Origin of the sequence: Romboutsia timonensis (assembly GCF_900106845.1) — a bacterium.
GTDB classification, from domain to species: domain Bacteria; phylum Bacillota; class Clostridia; order Peptostreptococcales; family Peptostreptococcaceae; genus Romboutsia; species Romboutsia timonensis.
In genome coordinates this window covers 157127-177695 of sequence record NZ_LT629850.1, presented here as the reverse complement: position 1 = coordinate 177695, position 20569 = coordinate 157127, and the positions used below count along the sequence as shown (strand labels likewise).

The following is a 20569-nucleotide window of genomic DNA, read 5'->3' as shown; positions in this document are numbered from 1 at the left end:
TATATCGCCAACGATATATCTTCGCTACCGCTTCAGATACATCCGTTGCTCAAATAAATTTGATTACCTGCTCAGACTATCATTATCTGAATATCTGGCTTGGTTTGTTAGTTTCAATTCTATAAATCAACCTACTGTTTAATTTTCAAAGTTCATTTTTTTGTTTTGCCCTTTTCTTAAGGACAAGTATAACTATACCACCTTCAAATAATTTGGTCAACACTTTTTTTACAATTTTTTTATATTTTTTGTTTTTTATGCTTTTTCCATTAATTATCATTATCTATATTTATCTTTATATATACAAACTATAATAAATTTTCTAAATGCTATATAAAATTTATATAAAAATAGAGTATCCTAAATAATAAGATACTCTATCTTTGTAAAGCTAAATAATAAACATGGCAACTATCGTCGTAACCACAAGTCCAACCATTACAGGTATAAGATTTCTTTTAGCTAAATCAACTGGTTTTACACCACATATAGCTGCTGCTGGTGCTAATGCCCAAGGAACTATACATCCTCCACCTACCCATGTAGCTGCTATTTGACCTAAAGCTGATAAAGCTCCCACATTTGCTCCTATAGCTGTTCCAAATACAGCTGCAGTTGATCCAGCTAAAGACATTCCAGAAAATGATGATCCATCAAGTCCTGTTATACCACCAACTACAGTCTCTATACTTGCAGCTGCAACTTTATTGAAAGGAACAGCTTCAGATAAAACTAGACCTATATCACCTAAAAGTCCTTGAGATCCTTCAGCTAAAACATCTCCAAATACTGTTACTAAAGGCATATCACCCATATAGAAAAATGCTGCTATTGGTATTATTACTGCAAATATTTTTATACCAAATACAAATCCTCCCACTAGTTGATCTGTAACTTTATCAAGTGTTGTTTTAGGATTGTTCATAAAGTTTATTACTATTAATAACATCAAAGCTGTTGCTCCAAGTAATCCAGTAGCATCTCCACCTTTAAGGTCAAATTTATACATAGCTATTATATCTAGTATAAATGATATTATAACTAACCATATAGATATCTTAGCTGTTAGAGAAACATCTTTCTTTTCCACTTCTTTTGTTTGTGCTATTTCACATTTTAAATCTCCATTTTTTAAATCTTTTCTTAACATATAAAAAGCTGTCCCTATAGTAACCACTGCCATTACAATATAAAGTATTATACCTTCACTCATAACTTCAGTTACCTCTATACCAGCTGCTCCTGATGTTATAGAAGGTGCACCTTGTATTATAAAATCAGTAGATAGTGCTATACCATGACCAAATAGATTTATAGCCATTGCAAGTCCTATCGCAGGAAGACCCGCTTTTATAGCTATTGGTAAAAATATAGCTCCTACAAGTGCAGTTGCTGGTGATGGCCAGAAAAACCAAGACATTATAAACATAAATATCCCTGATATGAAAAATGCACTCGTAGAGTTTTTAACTACTTTAGAGATTGGACCTACCATAAAATCGATGGCTTTATTCTCTTCTAGTGCCTTTGATAGCGCAACCATAATACCTATAATTATAATTACTGGACCTAATTCATTTAATGCTACACTTAACGCTGAGAATATCGCTCCAAGTGCCCCTATTAGGTCTCTAGTATAATAAAGGCCTAACGCAAATATACCTAATATACAAGGTATTACACTTTCTTTTTTCATAATCATAGTTATTAATACAACTACCATGAATAAAATGTAGATGTAATGAGCTCCTGTTAGTACCAATTTTATTCCCCCTTAAATTTATGATATTAGTAATTATATGTACTTTAATTAAACTTGTTCCTAACTTAAATTTTATATAAATCTAGTAAATATATTGGCTTTTACAGTGTATCTTGTAGCTACTTGCTAATAAAAATTACTCATTTTAGGCAAAATAAATTATAATTTATCGTATTTTTAAATAATAATAGAGAAATATTTGATATAATCTTTATATATTTTTATAGGAGGTTTTTTATGAATAGTGAATACAATACAGATTATAAAAAAGACATCCTTAGACTAGCATTATTTATAGGAGAACTCATGCTATCTAATGGTGCAGAAACTTACCGTGTAGAAGATAGTATACTTAGAATTTGTAAATCAAGAGGTTTTAATCACATAAATGTCTTTACATCGCCTACTGTAATAATAATATCTGATGATAGATTCGATGGATTAACTTTTATGAAAACAATTAAATCTAGATCTATAGATTTAAATAAAATCTCATTGCTTAATAATTTTTCTAGAGAGTTTGTTAGTAATACAGACCTAACAGTAAATGATGCTATGGCCAAGTTAAAGGATATAATTCAATCTAGCAGCTACTCTTCAAAACTAATATATTTTTGCACAGGAATTGGTTCTGCATTTTTCGCAGGACTTTTAGGCGGGAATAATTTAGCAACTTTCCTATGTACTTTTATAACTTCAATATTTGCAGTAATATTTTACAATAAAATTATGAAACTAAGCTCAATACCTGCTTTCTCAAGTCTATTAGCATCTACATTCATAGCTATAGTCGGAGTTTTACTTAGCCACATTGGAATTCTTGATACTCCAAGAATGTTAATAGTTGGTTCTATTATGCCACTACTTCCAGGAGTATCATTTATAAAAGGTATTAGAGATTTAATTTCTGGAGACTTAATTTCTGGTGTTGCTCGTGCATTTGATGCAGGTATGACAGCTATAGCAATTGCTTGTGGAGTTGGTTTAATATTAGATTTATGGGTTAGATTAGGAGGTGTATTCTAATGACAGATATGCCAGTTTACATGCATTTTTTATACTCAACTATTGCTACCGTTGGGTTTTCAGTATTTTTCAATGTACCTAAATTCGCCCTTATACCAGCAGGTCTAACTGGTGGTATTGGTTGGAGTATTTATTATTGTTTAATCAATGCTACAAATAACGATATATTATCAAACTTTTTAGCTGCTGCTTTAGTTGCCTTGATAAGTGAAATTCTAGCTAGAAAATTAAAATATCCTGCAATATTATTTGTAATACCTGGTATTATACCTTTAGTTCCAGGGCTTGGAATGTACAATACAATGCTTTATTTAGTTCAGTCAAATTATGAACTTGCAGTAGCTAAAGGTGCGAATGTATTATTTGTAGGTGGAGCAATATCCCTTGGAGTTTTAGTTGTTACATCATTATCTAGAACTTTAAACATAGTTTCATTAGCTAAAATTCATAAAAACAAGTAAACTTAGTTAAAATATCAATATAATAATCTTAAAATACAAATGGAGTATATTAATATATAATTTATTAGATAATTGCAATGTATATATGTTTTATCTATATTGCTTCATCTAAATATTTATATATATTTATATACTCCATGTTTATATTTGCCAAATATATTATTATTTTTATTTTATAAATTTATTTCATTCCCACTACTTACAATTATTCTTGTAACTATAGGTATATATTCTTTACTATCTCTAAACTTCTTGTCATTTTTCTTTAATATTAAAAATGATAGAATAGTAAATATTAGTCCTGCTCCACCACTTATAATCTCTACATTATTTTTAATATTTATTGCTTTTAAACCATAGAAAGTACCTACAGTTCCTAAAAGTAATGCTAATAAAGGTATTGTGTAAGCTATAAATGCTGCTTTTAATACATTTACAGTTTCCATATTAACTTCTACTCTATCCCCTACTTTAGCACCTATAGTGTTATCAGCCTCAACTATTATATATTTTTCTTCAGATGTAGTTGCACACTTACCACAAGATGCACATGCAAAGTGACGCTTTAACTTTAGTTTTGCAGTTACACTATCCACTATTTCAACAATATACCCCTGTTGATTCATTTTCAAATCCCCCTATTTTATAAATTTATCTATAGTTTTCAAAAGCTCTTCTATCGATTCTTCGCTATTGTCTTCTTTTATACTATTTACCACACATCCCTTTATATGGTTTTCTAGTATTATAGATCCAACTTTATTTATAGCCGATCTTATTGCTGATATTTGAGTTAATATATCTATACAATATCTTTCTTCATCTACCATTTTTTGTATACCTTTAACTTGTCCTTCTATTCTATTTAATCTTTTTATAAGCATATCCTTATCTTGCATTTTACACCTCTTATATTATTTATGATTAACTATATTTATAATAATCTTACATATACATTGAAATATTATATATTTTTTATTCTTTATTACCATTTATTATACCTTATTTTGTTAGCTCTTACAATTTTGCTTAAGTCCATTTTATTTTAACCGTAAATAAAGCCTATTATAATCTATTAAGATATCATTTTAAACCTTATGTTTTTGAACAAAAGATGAATTCGTAGCATGAGTAAGAATATATCGTTAATGAGTGAAGTATTTAGCCAATATGTCAATCAATCTAAGTAAATTTTTTATTTTATTCTAAGTTTTATGTTATAACTTCTTTATTTTGAGTTAATGATATTTATATATGAAAGTTTAAGGAGGAGTAATATGGATTTACAAAGTAAAAGTAATGCTAGAGAAGCTTTAAATAATCTTAAGATGGAAATATCTTCTGAATTAGGATATTACTATAATATGAGAACTGACAAAATAGAAGGTTTAGCTCCACAGGGTACTTTAGATGGAATGGCTGAAAATATAAAAGCAGGTGTTGAAGTCGGGTGGAATGACTAGTAGAAAACTTGTTGAAATGGGTGAAAAAGCTTTAGTAGATAAATATAATAATACTATTGAATAAACTATCTCATTTTTCTAAAAATCTATAAAAATAAATATAAATATTATAACTGTAATCCAATTGTTACCATATATCCTCATATTATATATATTATTAATATAATATGATACAGGGAGGATATTTATGGATTTATATGGGTATGAAACTGGATTTGATATGTTTTCTATAATGTTTTTTATAGTATTTGCATTGATTGTAGGTACAATTATAATAAACGCAATAAAAGGTATTTCAGAATGGTCTAATAATAACAAACAACCAATATTAGATATTAACTGCAAAGTTGTTTCAAAAAGAATTAGTGTTTCACATACTAACTCACATACAGATTCTAGTGGTGTTCATCATGGTAGTTCTAGTCACACTTCATATTATGTTACTTTTGAATTTGAAAGTAAGGATAGAACGGAATTTTGTGTTAATGGTAAAGAATATGGTATGATTGCAGAAGGTGACTATGGTAAACTTAAGTTTCAAGGAACTAGATTTCTTGAATTTAATAGAATTTAGTAAAAAAGTACCTCAATCTGAGGTACTTTTTATATATTACTCTTTATCTTCTAGCTCTACTCTTATACTTAATTCTTTAAGTTGTTCTTCATCTGCTACTGCTGGAGCATTTGTCATTGGACAAACTGCACTTTGGTTTTTAGGGAATGCTATAACATCTTTTATGTTATTAGTTCCAGCAAGTATCATTATTAATCTATCCATACCAAATGCTATTCCTGCGTGAGGAGGAGTTCCATATTTGAATGAATCTAATAAGAATCCAAATTTTTCATAAGCTTCTTCTTCAGAAAGTCCTAATGCACTAAACATTCTCTTTTGAACGTCAGAATTGAATATTCTAACACTTCCTCCACCTACTTCATATCCATTTATAACTATATCATAAGCCTTAGCTCTTAAAGATGCCTTATCTCCGCTCTCTAATTTATCTAAGTCTTCATCTACTGGAGATGTGAATGGGTGGTGCTTAGCTATAAATCTTCCTGTTTCTTCATCTTCTTCAAATAATGGGAATTCATTTACCCATAACATTTTGTAAACACTGTTGTCTAATAAGTCAAGTCTTCTTGCAACTTCAAGTCTAACTTGTCCTAATGCATCAAATACTACTGAATCCTTGTCAGCAACAAATAATAATAAGTCGCCTTCTTTAGCATTCATTCTATCAAATATTGCAGTCATTTCTTCTTCAGTGAAGAATTTAGCTATTGGTGAAGTAACTTCTCTGTTTGCTCCAACTTTCATCCAAGCAAGACCTTTAGCTTTGTAAGTCTTTGCGTGGTCTTCTAATTTACCTATTTGCTTTTTAGTAAATTCTTCTGCTTTACCTTCTACATTTATACCTCTAACGCTCATACCTTTTTTAGTAGCATTTGCAAATACTCCAAATCCACAGTTAGCAACTATGTCAGATATGTTAGTTAATTCGTATCCAAATCTAGTGTCAGGCTTATCTGAACCGTATCTTTCCATAGCTTCAGCATAAGGCATAACTGGAAGTGGTAATGTAACTTCTACATTTAATACTTCCTTAAATATTCTTTGTATCATTTTTTCCATTATAGCTCTTACGTCTTCTTCTTCAACAAATGACATTTCGCAGTCTATTTGAGTGAACTCTGGTTGACGGTCAGCTCTTAAGTCTTCATCTCTGAAACACTTAACTATTTGGAAATATCTATCCATACCACTTACCATTAATAATTGTTTGAATAATTGTGGTGATTGTGGTAATGCATAGAACTTACCTTCATTAACTCTACTTGGTACTAAGTAATCTCTAGCACCTTCTGGAGTTGGTTTTATTAAGAAAGGAGTTTCTATTTCACAGAAATTATTTTCAGTTAAGTAGTTTCTAACTATACCTGCAACTCTACTTCTTAACATTAAATTCTTTTGCATAGATGGTTTTCTTAAATCTAAGTATCTATATTTTAATCTTAACTCTTCTGAAACGTTATCGTCATCTTTTATATATATTGGTGGTGTTTCTGATTTATTTAATACTTTTAATTCAGTAGCAAATACTTCGATATCTCCAGTTGGCATGTTAGGGTTTTTAGATGATCTTTCTGCAACTTTCCCCTTAACTGCAACAACATATTCTGAACCTAATTTTTCAGCCTTAGCAAAAGCTTCTGCATTTACATCAGTATCGAATATTATTTGACATAATCCACTTCTATCTCTTAGGTCAACGAATACTAATCCCCCTAAGTTTCTTTTCTTTTGTACCCATCCCATAAGTACAACTTCTTCATTTATATTGCTTTCTCTTAAGTCCCCACAGTAATGAGTTCTCTTTAAGCCATTTAGAGTTTCCATTGCTTATCCTCCAAGTATTTATTTTAACTATAAATAGTTATTTTTATATTAAATATAATTCTATGTATAAAGCTTTTAAAGCTTCTCTATAAACATATTAATAATATTATCACTAATATATTTAACTTGTCTAGCAAACAGAATATGACTTAAGTTTATATATTTAAATTAAATCATATTCTGAATTTATCAAATTAAACTATATTTGTATTAATTACATTCTAGACTTTAACTCTTGAACTATTTCACTTAATTTTATAGTTGTTTGTTCTGATGTTGACATATTTTTTAATGTAGCAGTGTCATTAGCTAATTCATCATCACCTATAACTATAGTGAATTTAGCATTTATTTTATCAGAATACTTAAATTGAGCCTTTACACTTCTATCTAAGTGGTCATTTTCTGCACTTATGTGGTTTGTTCTTAAATCCTTAAGTAATTTAAAGCTCTTAGTTTTCGCTTCATCACCTATTGTTACTATAAATATATCAGTAGCATAAGGATTTTCTATTTCTATATTATTATTTTCCATAGTTAATAATAATCTTTCTGCACCTAATGCAAATCCTATACCACTAACACCCTTAGGTCCTCCTAATTGTTCAACAAGTCCGTCGTATCTTCCACCACCACAAACTGTACTTTGAGATCCTATATCATTTGATATTATTTCAAATGCAGTTTTCTTGTAGTAGTCAAGACCTCTAACTATTGTTTTATCAACTACAAAGTTTATATCCATTTCTTTTAAATATGTTTGTAATTTTTCAAAGTGATCTTTACAATCATCACATATATGATCAACCATAAAAGGTATATCATTTAAGTTTTCCTTACAAGTAGGATTTTTACAGTCTATAACTCTCATTGGATTTTTATCTTTTCTTTCTAAACATGTTTCACATAATACATCTGATTTAGCATCAAGGTATTCTTTTAATCTAGCATTATACTCTGCTCTACAAGTTGGACATCCAACTGAGTTTATACTTACTGCTAAATCTTTAAGTCCAACTTCAGTAAAGAATTGTACAGCTAAAGCTATAACTTCTGCATCTAATGATGGTTTGTCACTTCCTAGTGCTTCTATTCCAAATTGATGGAATTGTCTTTGTCTTCCTGCTTGAGGTCTTTCATATCTAAAGCAAGGCGTTATGTAGAATAATTTTGTAGGTTGAGTATCAGCATATAATTTATTTTCTATAAATGCTCTAACTACACCTGCTGTTCCTTCTGGCTTTAAAGTTATATCTCTTCCACCTTTATCTGTAAATGAGTACATTTCTTTTTGTACTATATCTGTAGTATCCCCTACACTTCTTTTAAATAATTCTGTATGTTCAAATACTGGTGTTCTCATCTCTTCATAACCAAATAATGAACATATTTCTCTAAATTTATTTTCAACATAATTCCATTTATATGCATCTTTTGGAGTTATGTCCTTTGTTCCTCTTGGAGCTTTAGTTAACATTTTGATATATTTCCTTTCTCTTTCTTTCTATCATTTCATCAACTCTATCTATATATTGCTCAACGTTCTTTACGTTTTCAACTCTTTCAATTCTATCTTCATCAACATATACAAATTTAGATATAGATCCTGCACCTAATGCATAGTTACTTTGCTTTTCTTCCATGATTTGAATATTATATATACATTCATATCCTTCTTTTGCATATCCTATGTTTTCTAAGTTACCTAACATATGCTTTTGACGATACATATAATATGGGTTAAGTCCCATTTCCTTTGCATATTCCATAGATAAATCTATCATCTTTATCATTTCTTCGTATCTTGTAAGTTCATAATTTTCTATATCTTCTTTTAATTTAGATGCTCTTTTAACTGCTAATGTATGTACAGTTAAACTTTCAGGATTAAGCTTTTTAATTTCTTCTAATGTATTTCTAACCATTTCTAAATCTTCATCTACAAGGCCTAGTATAAGGTCCATATTTATATTATCAAATCCTATTTCTCTAGCCATATTGAAACAATCAACTATATCACTAACACTATGAGCACGTCCTATTTTTTCTAAAGTTTCATCATTCATAGTTTGAGGATTTATACTTATTCTACTTACATTATGCTTTTTAAGAACTTCCAACTTGCCTCTAGTTATAGAATCTGGTCTTCCTGCCTCTACAGTAAATTCCTTTATCTTACTTAAATCTAGCTCTTTATATAAAGCAGTTATTAAAATATCTAACTCTTCTTTTTCAAGTGCTGTTGGTGTTCCTCCACCAATGTATAGAGTTTCAATTTCTTTATTTGTATCTTTTAGTATTTTTGCCATTCCCTTAACTTCTTCTATAAGCTTTTGTACATATTCCATTCTTAAATGCCCAAATTGCTTTAATGGGTTAGCTGGGAATGAACAGTAATAACATCTTGTAGGACAAAACGGTATTCCAATATATAAAGATATTTTATTTTCATCAATAGGATATATAAAAGGTCTTTCTCTTTTTGCAATCTCTAAAGCTAAATCTATTTTTTCATCCATTATAAGATAATTTTCTTTTAGATTTTGTCTTATATATTCATCACTCATACCTTTGTCTAGTAAGTTATGAACTATCTTAACAGGTCTTATTCCCGTAAGTATGCCCCATGGTACATAAGTATTAAACTTCTTTTTTAATACGTTAAACATACTTCTTTTTATCATTTCTTTAGTACGCTTTTTTAGTTCTTGTTCACTTAAACCATCAATTTTTATATTTTCAGATGACTCAAATCTAAGTTCATAATTTTCATAGTACTTACTTGTTGATATTAAAGTATTGTTGTACTCTAAAAGAGTATTTTCTAATACCATACCAAAACTTTTATTTTCTACAAATTGAAAATCCGAAGTAAATAATTTTATAAGTTCTGCAACTTCATACTTAAAATCATGATTTTTTAATATTACGTTTAACATTTTAATGTCTCCTTTTACATATAAGGATTACTCATCTTTTCTATACCAAGTGTTGAACTTGGCCCATGACCAGGATGTATTTTTACTTTGTTTTCAAATTTAGCTAATTTCTTTAAAGATTTCTCAATTTGCTTATAGTCTCCACTATAAAAATCCGTTCTTCCTATACTTCCTGCAAACAGAGTATCTCCTGTAAACATATCGTCATTAACTCTTATACACATACTTCCTTTTGTATGTCCTGGCGTATGAATAAAACTTAATTTTAAATTTCCAAGTTCTAATTTATCTTTGTCATTAACATATACATCAGCATTTAATTCTTGTGGGCCACAATGCATAGAATAACTTAGGTTTTTTCTATTATCATTTAATAATTCTTTTTCATCACTATGTGCTACTATGGTAGCATTAGTTTTAGATTTTATATAATTAACTGCTCCTATATGGTCTCCATGTCCATGAGTCAGTAGTATATATTCTAACTCTAAAGAGTTTTTCTTTAGATAAGTAAGTATTTTGTCACTAGCTCCACCTGGGTCTACAACTGCACACTTTTTAGTTTCTTCATCTATTAATATATACATATTTTCTCCAAAGTATGGTTCAACTATCTTATCTATTATCATAATTGTACCTCCTTAAAAATCTCTATTTGACTCAAGTAATATAGTAACTGGCCCATCATTAGTTAAATCAACCATCATATGTGCACCAAACTGTCCTGTTTTAGTTACTATACCTTCTTTCCTTGCTTTTTCTATGAATTCCTCATATAATTTTGTTGCAACTTCTGGTCTTGCTGCACTAGAAAAGCTAGGTCTTCTACCTTTTCTACAATCACCATATAAAGTAAATTGAGATACTACTAAAAGTTCTCCACCAACATCTTTTAATGATAAATTCATCTTTTCATTTTCATCTTCAAATATTCTTAAGTTAAGTACCTTATCTATTATATAATCTACATCTTTAGATGTATCTTCATGAGTTACACCTAGTAAAACAAGTAACCCTTTATTTATCTCCCCAGTAACTTCTCCATCTACTGTAACTTTTGAAGAAGATACTCTCTGAACAACTGCTCTCATAATAACCTCCTAGTTAATTACCCTATAAATATTTTCAACACCAGGAATTGATTTTATTTTTTTCATCAGTGTATTTAACGAGTCTATATTATTAACTTCAACTAATAAGTTTACACTTACTACATTATCTTTTCCTTTTTTTGCACTTATACCATTTAAAGAAACTTTATCCATAGCGATTATGTGAGTTATATCATTTATTATTCCTCTTCTATCAACCGCTTTTATTTGTATTTCAGCTTCAAATTTACTAGCTTCAGAATTACTCCAAGCTACATCTACTAATCTATTTTTAAAGAAATCTCCATTAACATTTGCATTAGGACAATCTGCTCTATGTATAGCAACTCCTCTTCCTTTAGTTACATAACCTATAATCTCATCACCAGGAAGTGGATTACAACATTTAGCAAATCTTATAAGTATATTATCTAATCTTTTTACTACAATTCCTTGTGAATTATTTTTCTTTCTTTTTTGTTTATATTCCGCATCACTTATGCTGTGTTTTTCAATATCATTTATTTCTTCTTTTTGTTCTTTTTGAACTTTTTTAACTTCTTTTTCATATAAATCCCTTATTTTAGGAACTACATGCGCTGGCATTATTCCACCATATCCAATAGTAGCTATTAAATCTTCTACTGTTGGTTGGTTAAATTTCTTAGTCATTTGTTGCATGTATTTTTCTATATTGGAATCCTTTAATGGTATATGGTATTTTTTAAATTCTTTTTCAAGTATTTCCGTTCCTCTTTGAATATTTTCTTCTCTTCTTTCTTTTTTGAACCATTGTCTAATTCTACTTTTAGCATTAGGTGTTTTAACAATATTTATCCAGTCCCTACTTGGTCCATTAGAGTTTGAAGATGTTAATATTTCAACTATATTACCATTTTGAAGTTTATAATCTAGAGGCACTATTCTTCCATCTATCTTTGCACCAACACATTTATTCCCTACATTTGTATGCACTCTGTATGCAAAATCTATTGGTGTTGACTCTGCTGGAAGTTCTACAACATCCCCCTTAGGAGTAAATACATATACTTGACTACTGAATACATCTTCTTTAAGTGCATCCATAAACTCTTGTGGGTCTTTTAAGTCTTTTTCCCATTCCATCATTTGTCTTAACCACTGAAGTTTACCTTCTATATTGCTTTGCTTTTGACTTGTATTTCCTTCTTTATATTTCCAGTGTGCTGCTATTCCGTACTCAGCTATAGTGTGCATTTCTTTAGTTCTTATTTGTATCTCTAAAGGCTCACCATCTGGACCTATGACTGTGGTGTGTAAACTTTGATACATATTTGGCTTTGGCATAGCTATATAATCTTTAAATCTACCTGGCATAGGAGTCCATAGCGTATGTATCATACCAAGAACTGCATAGCAATCTTTTACAGTGTCAACAATTATCCTAACTGCCATTAAATCATATATATCTTGGAAGTTCTTATGTTTATCTTGCATTTTTTTATATATACTATAAAAATGCTTTGGTCTTCCATATACATTACACTTAATATTTACCTCTTCAAATGATTTGTTTAATATATTAAGTACATTTTCAATATAAGCTTCTCTTTGACTTCTTTTTTTAGCAACTCTCTCAACTAAATCATAATATCCTTCAGGATCTATATATCTTAAAGCTAAATCTTCAAGTTCCCATTTAATCATAGATATTCCTAATCTATTAGCTATTCCACCATATATCTCAAGTGTTTCTATGGCTTTAGATTTAGCTTTTTCTGGAGGCATATATTTTAAAGTTCTCATATTATGCAGTCTATCAGCTAATTTTATAAGTATAACTCTTATATCTTTTGCCATAGCAAGAAACATTTTTCTTAAGTTTTCCGCTTGTGTTTCCTCTTTTGACTGATATTTTATTTGTCCAAGCTTTGTTACTCCATCTACTAAATCAGCTATTTCTTTAGAAAATTCTCTTTCTATATCTTCATATGTATATTCAGTATCTTCCACTACGTCATGAAGTAAACCTGCAATTATAGTTTCTATATCTAATTCCATATCACATAGAATATTTGCTACTGCTACAGGATGTATAAAATAAGGTTCTCCTGATTTTCTAAATTGTCCATCATGTGCTTTTTTTCCAAAGTAATAAGCCTTTTCAACTAAACTAACATCTACATCATTTGCATATTTCTTTATTTTTTCTATAAGCTCTTGAATTTCCTTATCTTGCATAATACCACCTATCTCAAGTATAAATTTATATATTAAAATAGTTGGCTATATACCAACTATTTTTAAAGTACTAGTACTTTATTAAAGAATTTACTTCGTATTGAGATAATTTCTCTCTTCCTTTTAGGTCTTCTAATTCTATTAAGAATTGCATAGAAACCACTTCTCCACCTAATTGTTCTATTAGTTTTGCTGCAGCTTCCATAGTTCCTCCTGTAGCTAATAAATCATCTACTATAGCTACTCTTTGTCCTGGTTTTATTGCATCTTTGTGTATTTGTAATGTATCACTACCGTACTCTAATCCATAGCTATAGCTTATAGTTTCTGATGGAAGTTTTCCTGGCTTTCTAACCGGAACAAATCCAACACCTAATCCATAAGCAACTGGAGTTCCCATTAAGAATCCTCTAGCTTCTGGCCCTACTATTACATCTACATTTTTGTCTTTTAATTCATTTATAAATGCATCTATTGTGTACTTGAAAGTTTCTCCATCTTGCATTAATGTTGTTATGTCTTTAAAGTTTATTCCTTCTTTTGGGAAGTTTTCAATTTCTCTTATTGCTTTTTTTAAGTCCATGATGACCCTCCTAATAGCTTTTAATGTTCTATTTTTATGATTATTAGATATTAAATTTTAATTTTTATCTATTTTATTAACTTTAATTGTTCAATTTATAATTAGTTATATTTCCTATTTATAAATAATGTTACTTTTTATAATATTTAATTTACATGTATGTAAAAAATAATATACGAATATTTTTTACTATTTTTTAAATAATCGTTAATAATAATATTATTATATCTTCTTAATCATTTTTTATCAATATTTGGTGAAAATATAACTTTTACCAAGCATCGTTTTTTTCCGAACCTTCATTATAGTTTATTATTAATTAGTTGTCTATAGCTATCACTTTATATTTCTTTAGGTTATCCATTTATTTCATTTACTATTAATTTTTTGATAATTTATATTTATATTTTACTATCTAATACCATTAACTACAACTTGTATGCTCTTATTTCCATTCCATTCATTTATAGATGGATAGAATGTAAAATCCATAGGTATATTATTGTTGGATTTATTATATAAGTTATCTAATTCTTCATTACCATACTTTTCTATAATCTTACTCTCAAAATTTTCTAAGTCATTAAATATCATAGCATCTATAGTAATATTATTATTTGTTAAAAGCTTTAACTTTAAAACATTCTTGTCTTTTCCAAGTAACATAGCCCTAGTAATTTTTGCATCTCTAACACCAAATACTGGCTTAGCATTACCTTTACCAAATGGCTCTAATACATTTAATTCTTCAATAAGATGTAAATTTAAATATTCTAGAGGAAGAGATGAATCTATCATTATCTTTCTAGTCAAATCTTCATCTGTTAATTCACATTTATTATTTAAAGCTATTCTTAATTCATCAACCTTATCTTCTTGTAATGACAATCCAGCTGCCATAGGGTGTCCACCAAACTTATCAAGTAATTCTTTACAAGCTAATAATCCTTCAAACATATTATATTCTTCTATAGATCTTGCAGATCCTTTTACACCTTCTTCTGACTTTGTAAGTATTATAGTTGGCTTATTGTACTTTTCTTTTACTCTACCTGCAACTATACCAGCAAGACTTTCATGTATATCAGGTATATATACAACTAATATATTATCATTATTAATATCTGTACTATCAATTATGTTAATAGCTCTATCTACTCCCTCTTTTGTCATATTCTTTCTTGCATCATTTAAATCTACTATTTCTTGTGCTAGATTCTTAGCCTCTTCATCATCTTCCATTAATAATAATTCTAAACCTTTTTTAGCAGAATCAAGTCTTCCAGATGCATTTAAACATGGACCTATTACAAATCCTAAGTGATATGCTGTAATTTCTTTATCTTCTAAGCCGCATGCTTTTTTAAGTGCATTTATACCAATATTTTTGCTGTTATTTAGCATTTCTAATCCATTTTTTACAAATATTCTATTTTCATCTATTAAGTCAACTACATCACAAACTGTTGCTATAGCTATAAATTCAATTAATTTATAACACTCTTCCTTATCCATTCCTATCTCTTCATATAATGCTTCCATTAATTTAAAAGCAACACCTGCACCACATATACTTTTAAATTTATATTCACACTCTATTTGTTTTGGATTTATTATTGCATCCGCCTGCGAAGATAAAAATGTTCTTACTCCATCTTCTTCTATAAATGGAACATCGTGATGATCCGTAACTATTACTGTTAATCCTAAATCTTTAGCATATTGTATTTGATCTATAGCTGAAATTCCATTATCGCAAGTTATTATAGTATCTACGCCCTCATCATAAGCTACCTTTACTATATTTTCATTTATACCGTATCCATCTTTGATTCTATCAGGTATTTCATAATCTACATTTGCACCACACTTTTTAAGTGCCGTATATAGTATAAAAACACTGATTATTCCATCTACATCATAGTCACCTATAATCCTAATTTTTTTATTTTCTTGTATTTTTCTTTTTATAATATCTACTGCAATAACTACATCTTTCATAGTTTTAGGTGAATGTAAATATTTATATACAGGATTTATATAACTATTTATTATATTCTCATCAATTATATCTCTATTTACCATCAATTTACAAAGTAACTGACTTATTTTATATTTTTCTGACATAGCTTTTAAGTCGACTTTTCTATTTCTAAGTAACCATTTTTCATTACTCATTTTTCTCCTCCATTTTCCACTGCATGTCATATACTATCTTATTAAGCTTTAATATATATTTTTATAATTATAAATTTACTTATTATTTTCTATATTGGCTTCTAAAAATTTTAATAACTAATAATATTCCTATTATAAATGATATAGAAAAGCCTGTAATTGCCATCATTTTTATCCAAATATTTCGATTTATATTTTGTGATGATATTATAAGAGAAGAACCAACAACCATAGATGCTAGAACTAAGCTTAGCGAAAGTTTTGTAGCCAAATCAGTTATACACCGTTCCAAGCTTGTAAACTTTATATCTTCCATTTGTATTTTAATATTATTATTCTCTAAGTTTCTAAGTATAGTTTTTAACTGTTTTGGAATTGATCTAATATCAAAAAGTATTTCTTCTGTATTATCTTTAGCTCTAAGTAATATCTTATCTACACTAAGTTTATTAATATAATAATACTTAATAAATTCTTGTGCTACTGACGATATTGAAAAATCTGGATCTAAACTTCTAGCAGTTCCTTCTAAAGTTATTATAGTTTTTGCAAGCATAGAAAGTTGAGATGGTATATATACTTTATATTTTCTAAGAAATCTAAACATATCATTTAAAATATTAGCTATACTTAACTTCTCTATTGGTACATCATAATAGTAGTGCATTAAATATAATAAATCTTGTCTAAAACTACTAGTATCTATATCTGAGTTTAGTATATTCATATCTATTAATAAGTGAATTACTCTATCTATATTTTTCTTGCTTATTGCAATTGCCATATGATTTAAAAAGTTTAATGTCTTACTGTCTATAATCCCAATCATTCCAAAATCTATATATGATATACAGTTACTGCTTACTACAAATATATTTCCTGGATGTGGGTCACCGTGAAAAAATCCATATTCGAATACTTGTTTAAATAACGATCTTACACCTATTTCCGCTATATTTTTCGTACTCCAACCTAGCTCTCTTATTTTTGAAATATCACTTAACTTTATACCTATTATTTTTTCCATTATTAATACTTTTTCAGTACTATATTCACTATATATAGATGGTATATATACTTCTTTGCTATCTTCAAACATCTTTTTAAACTTGATAGCATTCATAGCTTCAAAATTATAGTCTAACTCTCTCATTAATTGAGTATTAAATTCTTCTATTACCTGTTTTAAGTCTATATCAATATCTTTATATAAATCTTTTAATGCTGAAGCTATAGATCTTAATATTTCTATATCAGATTTTATAGTTTCTTCTACATTAGGTCTTTGTATCTTTACAATTACATCTTCATTATTTTTTAACTTACCTTCATAAACTTGACCTATAGATGCAGACCCTATAGGAATATCATTAAATTCCTTAAAAATATCATCTATATCTAATCCAGTCTCATTTTTAAATATAGCTTTTGCTATATCTGTATCAAATGGTTCTACGCTATCTCTTAATTTAGAAAGTTCATCTATTATATCTTGGTCAAATAAATCTTTCCTTGTACTTAATAGTTGCCCAAATTTTATATATGTTGGACCTAATTCTTCTATTACACATCTAATCTTTGTAGCAGTAGACATATTCTTTATTTCCTCAGAAGGATTTGTAATAGGTATTTTATATGCTACTTCCTCTATATTTAGCTTTTCTACAATAACGGAAAATCCATATTTAATTAGTACATGTGCAATTTCTTTATATCTTTTTAAGTTTTTATAACTTATTCTCACTAGATTCCACTCCTAAAATTTTAAAAGGGCAATATAATGATTGCCCCTTTAGTTTTGTTACTTATGATTATTTGCAAGTTTTACGTATTTTAATGCTGATTTAGTAAGATTTTCTTTTTCTTGTTCTGAAAGTTCTCTTATTACTTTAGCAGGTGAACCCATAGCTAAAACACCTGATGGTATTTCCTTTCCTGGTGGGACTAAACTTCCTGCTCCAAGTAAAGTGAATTCTCCAATTTTAGCTCCATCTAAAACGATTGAACCCATGCCTATTAATGTATTGTTTCCAATTTCACATCCATGAATTATTGATTTATGACCTATAGTTACATTATCACCTATAACTGTAGGATATCCCTCTGATATATGCACTACACTTCCATCTTGTATATTTGTGTTTTCACCTACAGTTATATGGTTATCATCTGCTCTTAAAACAGTCCCATACCATATATTTGCATTTTTACCTATATTAACTTGACCTATAACATCAGCACTGTCTGCTATAAATGCAGTTTCATCTATTTTAGGTTCTACTCCTTTGTATCCTTTTATCATTGAGTATTATTCACCTTCTAACATTAATTTTGCTTGTATCATTATTGAACACTCTGTTCTTTTCTTTTGCATTTCACAGCCTAATTCATACGGCTTCATAACATCTCCGTTAAAGTTAGTTGCATTTGCATGACATCCACCTGAACAGTAGAATTTATTCCAACACTTTTTACAATCTTCTTTACTATATACATGAGCATTCTTAAAGCTCTCAGTTAAATCATGAGGGAATACTATTTCTTCATTCATTATGTTAGATAATTTATAATCTTCATTTCCAACGAATTGATGACATGGATATATATCTCCCTCTGGAGTTATAGCAAGATATTCATTTCCTGCTCCACATCCTGTTATTCTCTTTATTACACATGGACCTTGATTTAAATCTATCATAAAGTGGAAGAATTTAAAATCTTTCCCTTCCTTTAACATGTCAGCATATTTAACTGCTAAATTTTCGTATTCTTCAAATACTTTTGGCATATCTTCTTCTCTTAATGCATACGGATTTGACTCATCTCCTACAACTGGTTCAACAGAAGTAAGTGCAAATCCTTCATTTGCAAAATGCATAACATCTTCAGAGAAATCTAAATTCTCTCTTGTAAATGTTCCTCTTATATAATAATATTTGTCTTTCGGTCTAGTTTCTATAAGTTTTTTGAACTTAGGTAATATGATATCATGACTTCCTTTATCATTTAATGTAGGTCTCATATTATCATTTACTTCTTTTCTTCCGTCTAAGCTTAATACTACGTTGTGCATATTTTCATTTATGTACTCTATCTTTTCATCATCTAATAATATACCATTTGTAGTTATAGTGAATCTTATATTTTTATTATTTTCTTTTTCTATACTTCTTCCATATTCAACTAATTGTTTTACTACATCAAAGTTCATTAGTGGCTCTCCACCAAAGAAATCTATTTCTAAGTTTCTTCTATTTCCTGAGTTAGCTATTAAGTAATCTATTGCAGCTTTACCAACTTCAAAACTCATCATTTGCTTTTCTCCACCAAAATCCCCTTGTGCAGCAAAGCAGTACTTACATTTTAAGTTACAGTCATGAGCAACATGTAAACATAAAGCTTTAACTACTTTTTTTCTAGCTACGAAACTTGGATGGAATTGATATGTATCCTCTGTGTATAAAAGTCCTTCTTCTTCTAAAGTCTTTATTTCATCGTAAGCTTCATTTATTTGCTCTACTGTATAGTTTTCTTTTAGACTTTCTATTATTTCTTCTTTAGTTTTTTCCTTATATAAGTCAACTAGGTTATAAGCAACTTCATCAACAACATGAACTGCTCCTCCGTTAACATCTAGTACTATATTATATCCGTTCATTGAGAACTTATGTATCATACTCATTTTTCTCTCCTCCAAATTATCAATTCGATTTATGTATATCAACACACCTTACTCGAATTAAAATTAATCTATTCTTCATTATATAACTTATATAAGGTATAAGCAAGATTATTACAACATTCGCCTTTAATACCTTTTAATTCCATATTATTTGACAAAAAATAAATCTATCTTCACTTTAATATTTATATAAGTTTACTTTACTTTTTAATATAACCTCATAATAGATAAATATCTAGTTCTTATCATCTATCTGTTTAAAAAAGTTAACCAGATTATTACCATTGTCACTATGATGATTTTTAACTATATCTAATATAACCGTATCATCAATTATATCTTTTAAAATTTCATAGCCATAACTGCTATGATTATAGTAACACTGTATTTTTTTAGATGTTTTAATACTTTTTAATTTTCCTTTAGTTAATTTGTTTAATATAACTATTATAGATTTATCAATCACATTTAATCGTTTCGTAATTTTTCCTATATCATGTAACAAAGCTGACTTCATTAATAAGTTTCTATTTTTTAATATCTCTTCATCATCAGTCTCATTATTATCTATAATAAATTCTATATCTTTCGCTATTCTAATACTATGCTTTTGTTCTGATTTAGATAACTTCATGAATAATTCCAACTCTTTTTTATTTAGTATTTCATTAGCATAATCATAATCTTTTTCAGTCATCTTATCTGTAACATTAACATAAAATTGCTTTACTCGTTTAGGTATCATGATTTTCTCCTTCTATTT

General features: G+C 28.5%; 19 protein-coding genes. 4 read left to right on the top strand and 15 right to left on the bottom strand.

Translation table 11 applies throughout. From position 1 onward, the window contains the following. Window positions 1-391 precede the first annotated feature (391 nt). The gene (locus tag BN7997_RS03520; protein ID WP_071119501.1) at window positions 392-1762 is read right to left on the bottom strand and encodes a hypothetical protein; all 1371 of its coding nucleotides are present in this window, start codon (window positions 1760-1762) and stop codon (window positions 392-394) included. A 237-nt stretch (window positions 1763-1999) separates the two neighbouring features. Between BN7997_RS03520 and BN7997_RS03515 the strand changes: the two genes are divergently transcribed. Beyond that, window positions 2000-2788 (top strand): threonine/serine exporter family protein, encoded by a 789-nt coding sequence (locus tag BN7997_RS03515; protein ID WP_071119500.1) that lies wholly within the window; start codon window positions 2000-2002, stop codon window positions 2786-2788. Then, on the top strand, window positions 2788-3249 hold the full coding sequence (locus BN7997_RS03510) for a threonine/serine exporter family protein (protein WP_071119499.1): 462 nt from the start codon (window positions 2788-2790) through the stop codon (window positions 3247-3249). The genes BN7997_RS03515 and BN7997_RS03510 overlap by 1 nt, the downstream gene beginning before the upstream one ends. A 173-nt stretch (window positions 3250-3422) precedes the next feature. Here BN7997_RS03510 and BN7997_RS03505 read toward each other — a convergent pair whose 3' ends face one another. Together BN7997_RS03505 and BN7997_RS03500 are read right to left on the bottom strand one after the other, a co-directional pair. Beyond that, a complete protein-coding gene (locus BN7997_RS03505) occupies window positions 3423-3875 on the bottom strand; it encodes a SoxR reducing system RseC family protein (RefSeq protein WP_071119498.1) in 453 nt (150 codons plus the stop codon). 12 nt (window positions 3876-3887) lie between these two features. Beyond that, complete coding sequence (locus tag BN7997_RS03500) at window positions 3888-4148, bottom strand: metal-sensitive transcriptional regulator (RefSeq protein WP_071119497.1); 261 nt, start codon at window positions 4146-4148, stop codon at window positions 3888-3890. A 378-nt stretch (window positions 4149-4526) separates the two neighbouring features. On the opposite strand from BN7997_RS03500, the gene BN7997_RS03495 reads away from it, so the two are divergent. After that, a complete protein-coding gene (locus BN7997_RS03495; protein WP_071119496.1) occupies window positions 4527-4712 on the top strand; it encodes an alpha/beta-type small acid-soluble spore protein in 186 nt (61 codons plus the stop codon). A gap of 187 nt (window positions 4713-4899) precedes the next feature. After that, the gene (locus tag BN7997_RS03490) at window positions 4900-5286 is read left to right on the top strand and encodes a DUF2500 domain-containing protein (protein ID WP_071119495.1); all 387 of its coding nucleotides are present in this window, start codon (window positions 4900-4902) and stop codon (window positions 5284-5286) included. A 36-nt stretch (window positions 5287-5322) separates the two neighbouring features. On the opposite strand, the gene aspS is transcribed toward BN7997_RS03490, so the two are convergent. The 12 genes from aspS to BN7997_RS03430 form a co-directional block, all read right to left on the bottom strand. Continuing rightward, entirely contained in the window at window positions 5323-7113 is a 1791-nt protein-coding gene (aspS, locus tag BN7997_RS03485) for an aspartate--tRNA ligase (RefSeq protein ID WP_071119494.1), read from the bottom strand. Between the two features lie 214 nt (window positions 7114-7327). Then, entirely contained in the window at window positions 7328-8590 is a 1263-nt protein-coding gene (gene hisS, locus BN7997_RS03480; RefSeq protein WP_071119493.1) for a histidine--tRNA ligase, read from the bottom strand. Beyond that, window positions 8580-10052: a coproporphyrinogen dehydrogenase HemZ gene (gene hemZ / locus BN7997_RS03475; RefSeq protein WP_071119492.1), complete on the bottom strand. Its 1473-nt coding sequence runs from the start codon at window positions 10050-10052 to the stop codon at window positions 8580-8582. Before hemZ ends, hisS begins: the two co-directional genes overlap by 11 nt. A gap of 14 nt (window positions 10053-10066) precedes the next feature. Then, window positions 10067-10681, bottom strand: a complete 615-nt coding sequence (locus BN7997_RS03470; RefSeq protein ID WP_071119491.1) for an MBL fold metallo-hydrolase — start codon at window positions 10679-10681, stop codon at window positions 10067-10069. 12 nt (window positions 10682-10693) lie between these two features. Next, window positions 10694-11143, bottom strand: a complete 450-nt coding sequence (dtd, locus tag BN7997_RS03465; protein WP_071119490.1) for a D-aminoacyl-tRNA deacylase — start codon at window positions 11141-11143, stop codon at window positions 10694-10696. Between the two features lie 9 nt (window positions 11144-11152). Next, the gene (locus BN7997_RS03460) at window positions 11153-13363 is read right to left on the bottom strand and encodes a RelA/SpoT family protein (RefSeq protein WP_071119489.1); all 2211 of its coding nucleotides are present in this window, start codon (window positions 13361-13363) and stop codon (window positions 11153-11155) included. A 70-nt stretch (window positions 13364-13433) separates the two neighbouring features. Beyond that, entirely contained in the window at window positions 13434-13946 is a 513-nt protein-coding gene (locus BN7997_RS03455) for an adenine phosphoribosyltransferase (protein ID WP_071119488.1), read from the bottom strand. Between the two features lie 411 nt (window positions 13947-14357). Then, the gene (recJ, locus tag BN7997_RS03450) at window positions 14358-16124 is read right to left on the bottom strand and encodes a single-stranded-DNA-specific exonuclease RecJ (protein WP_071119487.1); all 1767 of its coding nucleotides are present in this window, start codon (window positions 16122-16124) and stop codon (window positions 14358-14360) included. 82 nt (window positions 16125-16206) lie between these two features. Continuing rightward, window positions 16207-17868 (bottom strand): ABC1 kinase family protein, encoded by a 1662-nt coding sequence (locus BN7997_RS03445; protein ID WP_071119486.1) that lies wholly within the window; start codon window positions 17866-17868, stop codon window positions 16207-16209. Between the two features lie 57 nt (window positions 17869-17925). Then, entirely contained in the window at window positions 17926-18426 is a 501-nt protein-coding gene (locus BN7997_RS03440) for a gamma carbonic anhydrase family protein (protein WP_071119485.1), read from the bottom strand. A 6-nt stretch (window positions 18427-18432) separates the two neighbouring features. Beyond that, window positions 18433-19806, bottom strand: a complete 1374-nt coding sequence (gene scfB / locus BN7997_RS03435) for a thioether cross-link-forming SCIFF peptide maturase (protein ID WP_071119484.1) — start codon at window positions 19804-19806, stop codon at window positions 18433-18435. A 235-nt stretch (window positions 19807-20041) separates the two neighbouring features. Continuing rightward, window positions 20042-20551 (bottom strand): HD domain-containing protein, encoded by a 510-nt coding sequence (locus BN7997_RS03430; RefSeq protein ID WP_071119483.1) that lies wholly within the window; start codon window positions 20549-20551, stop codon window positions 20042-20044. Window positions 20552-20569 lie beyond the last annotated feature (18 nt).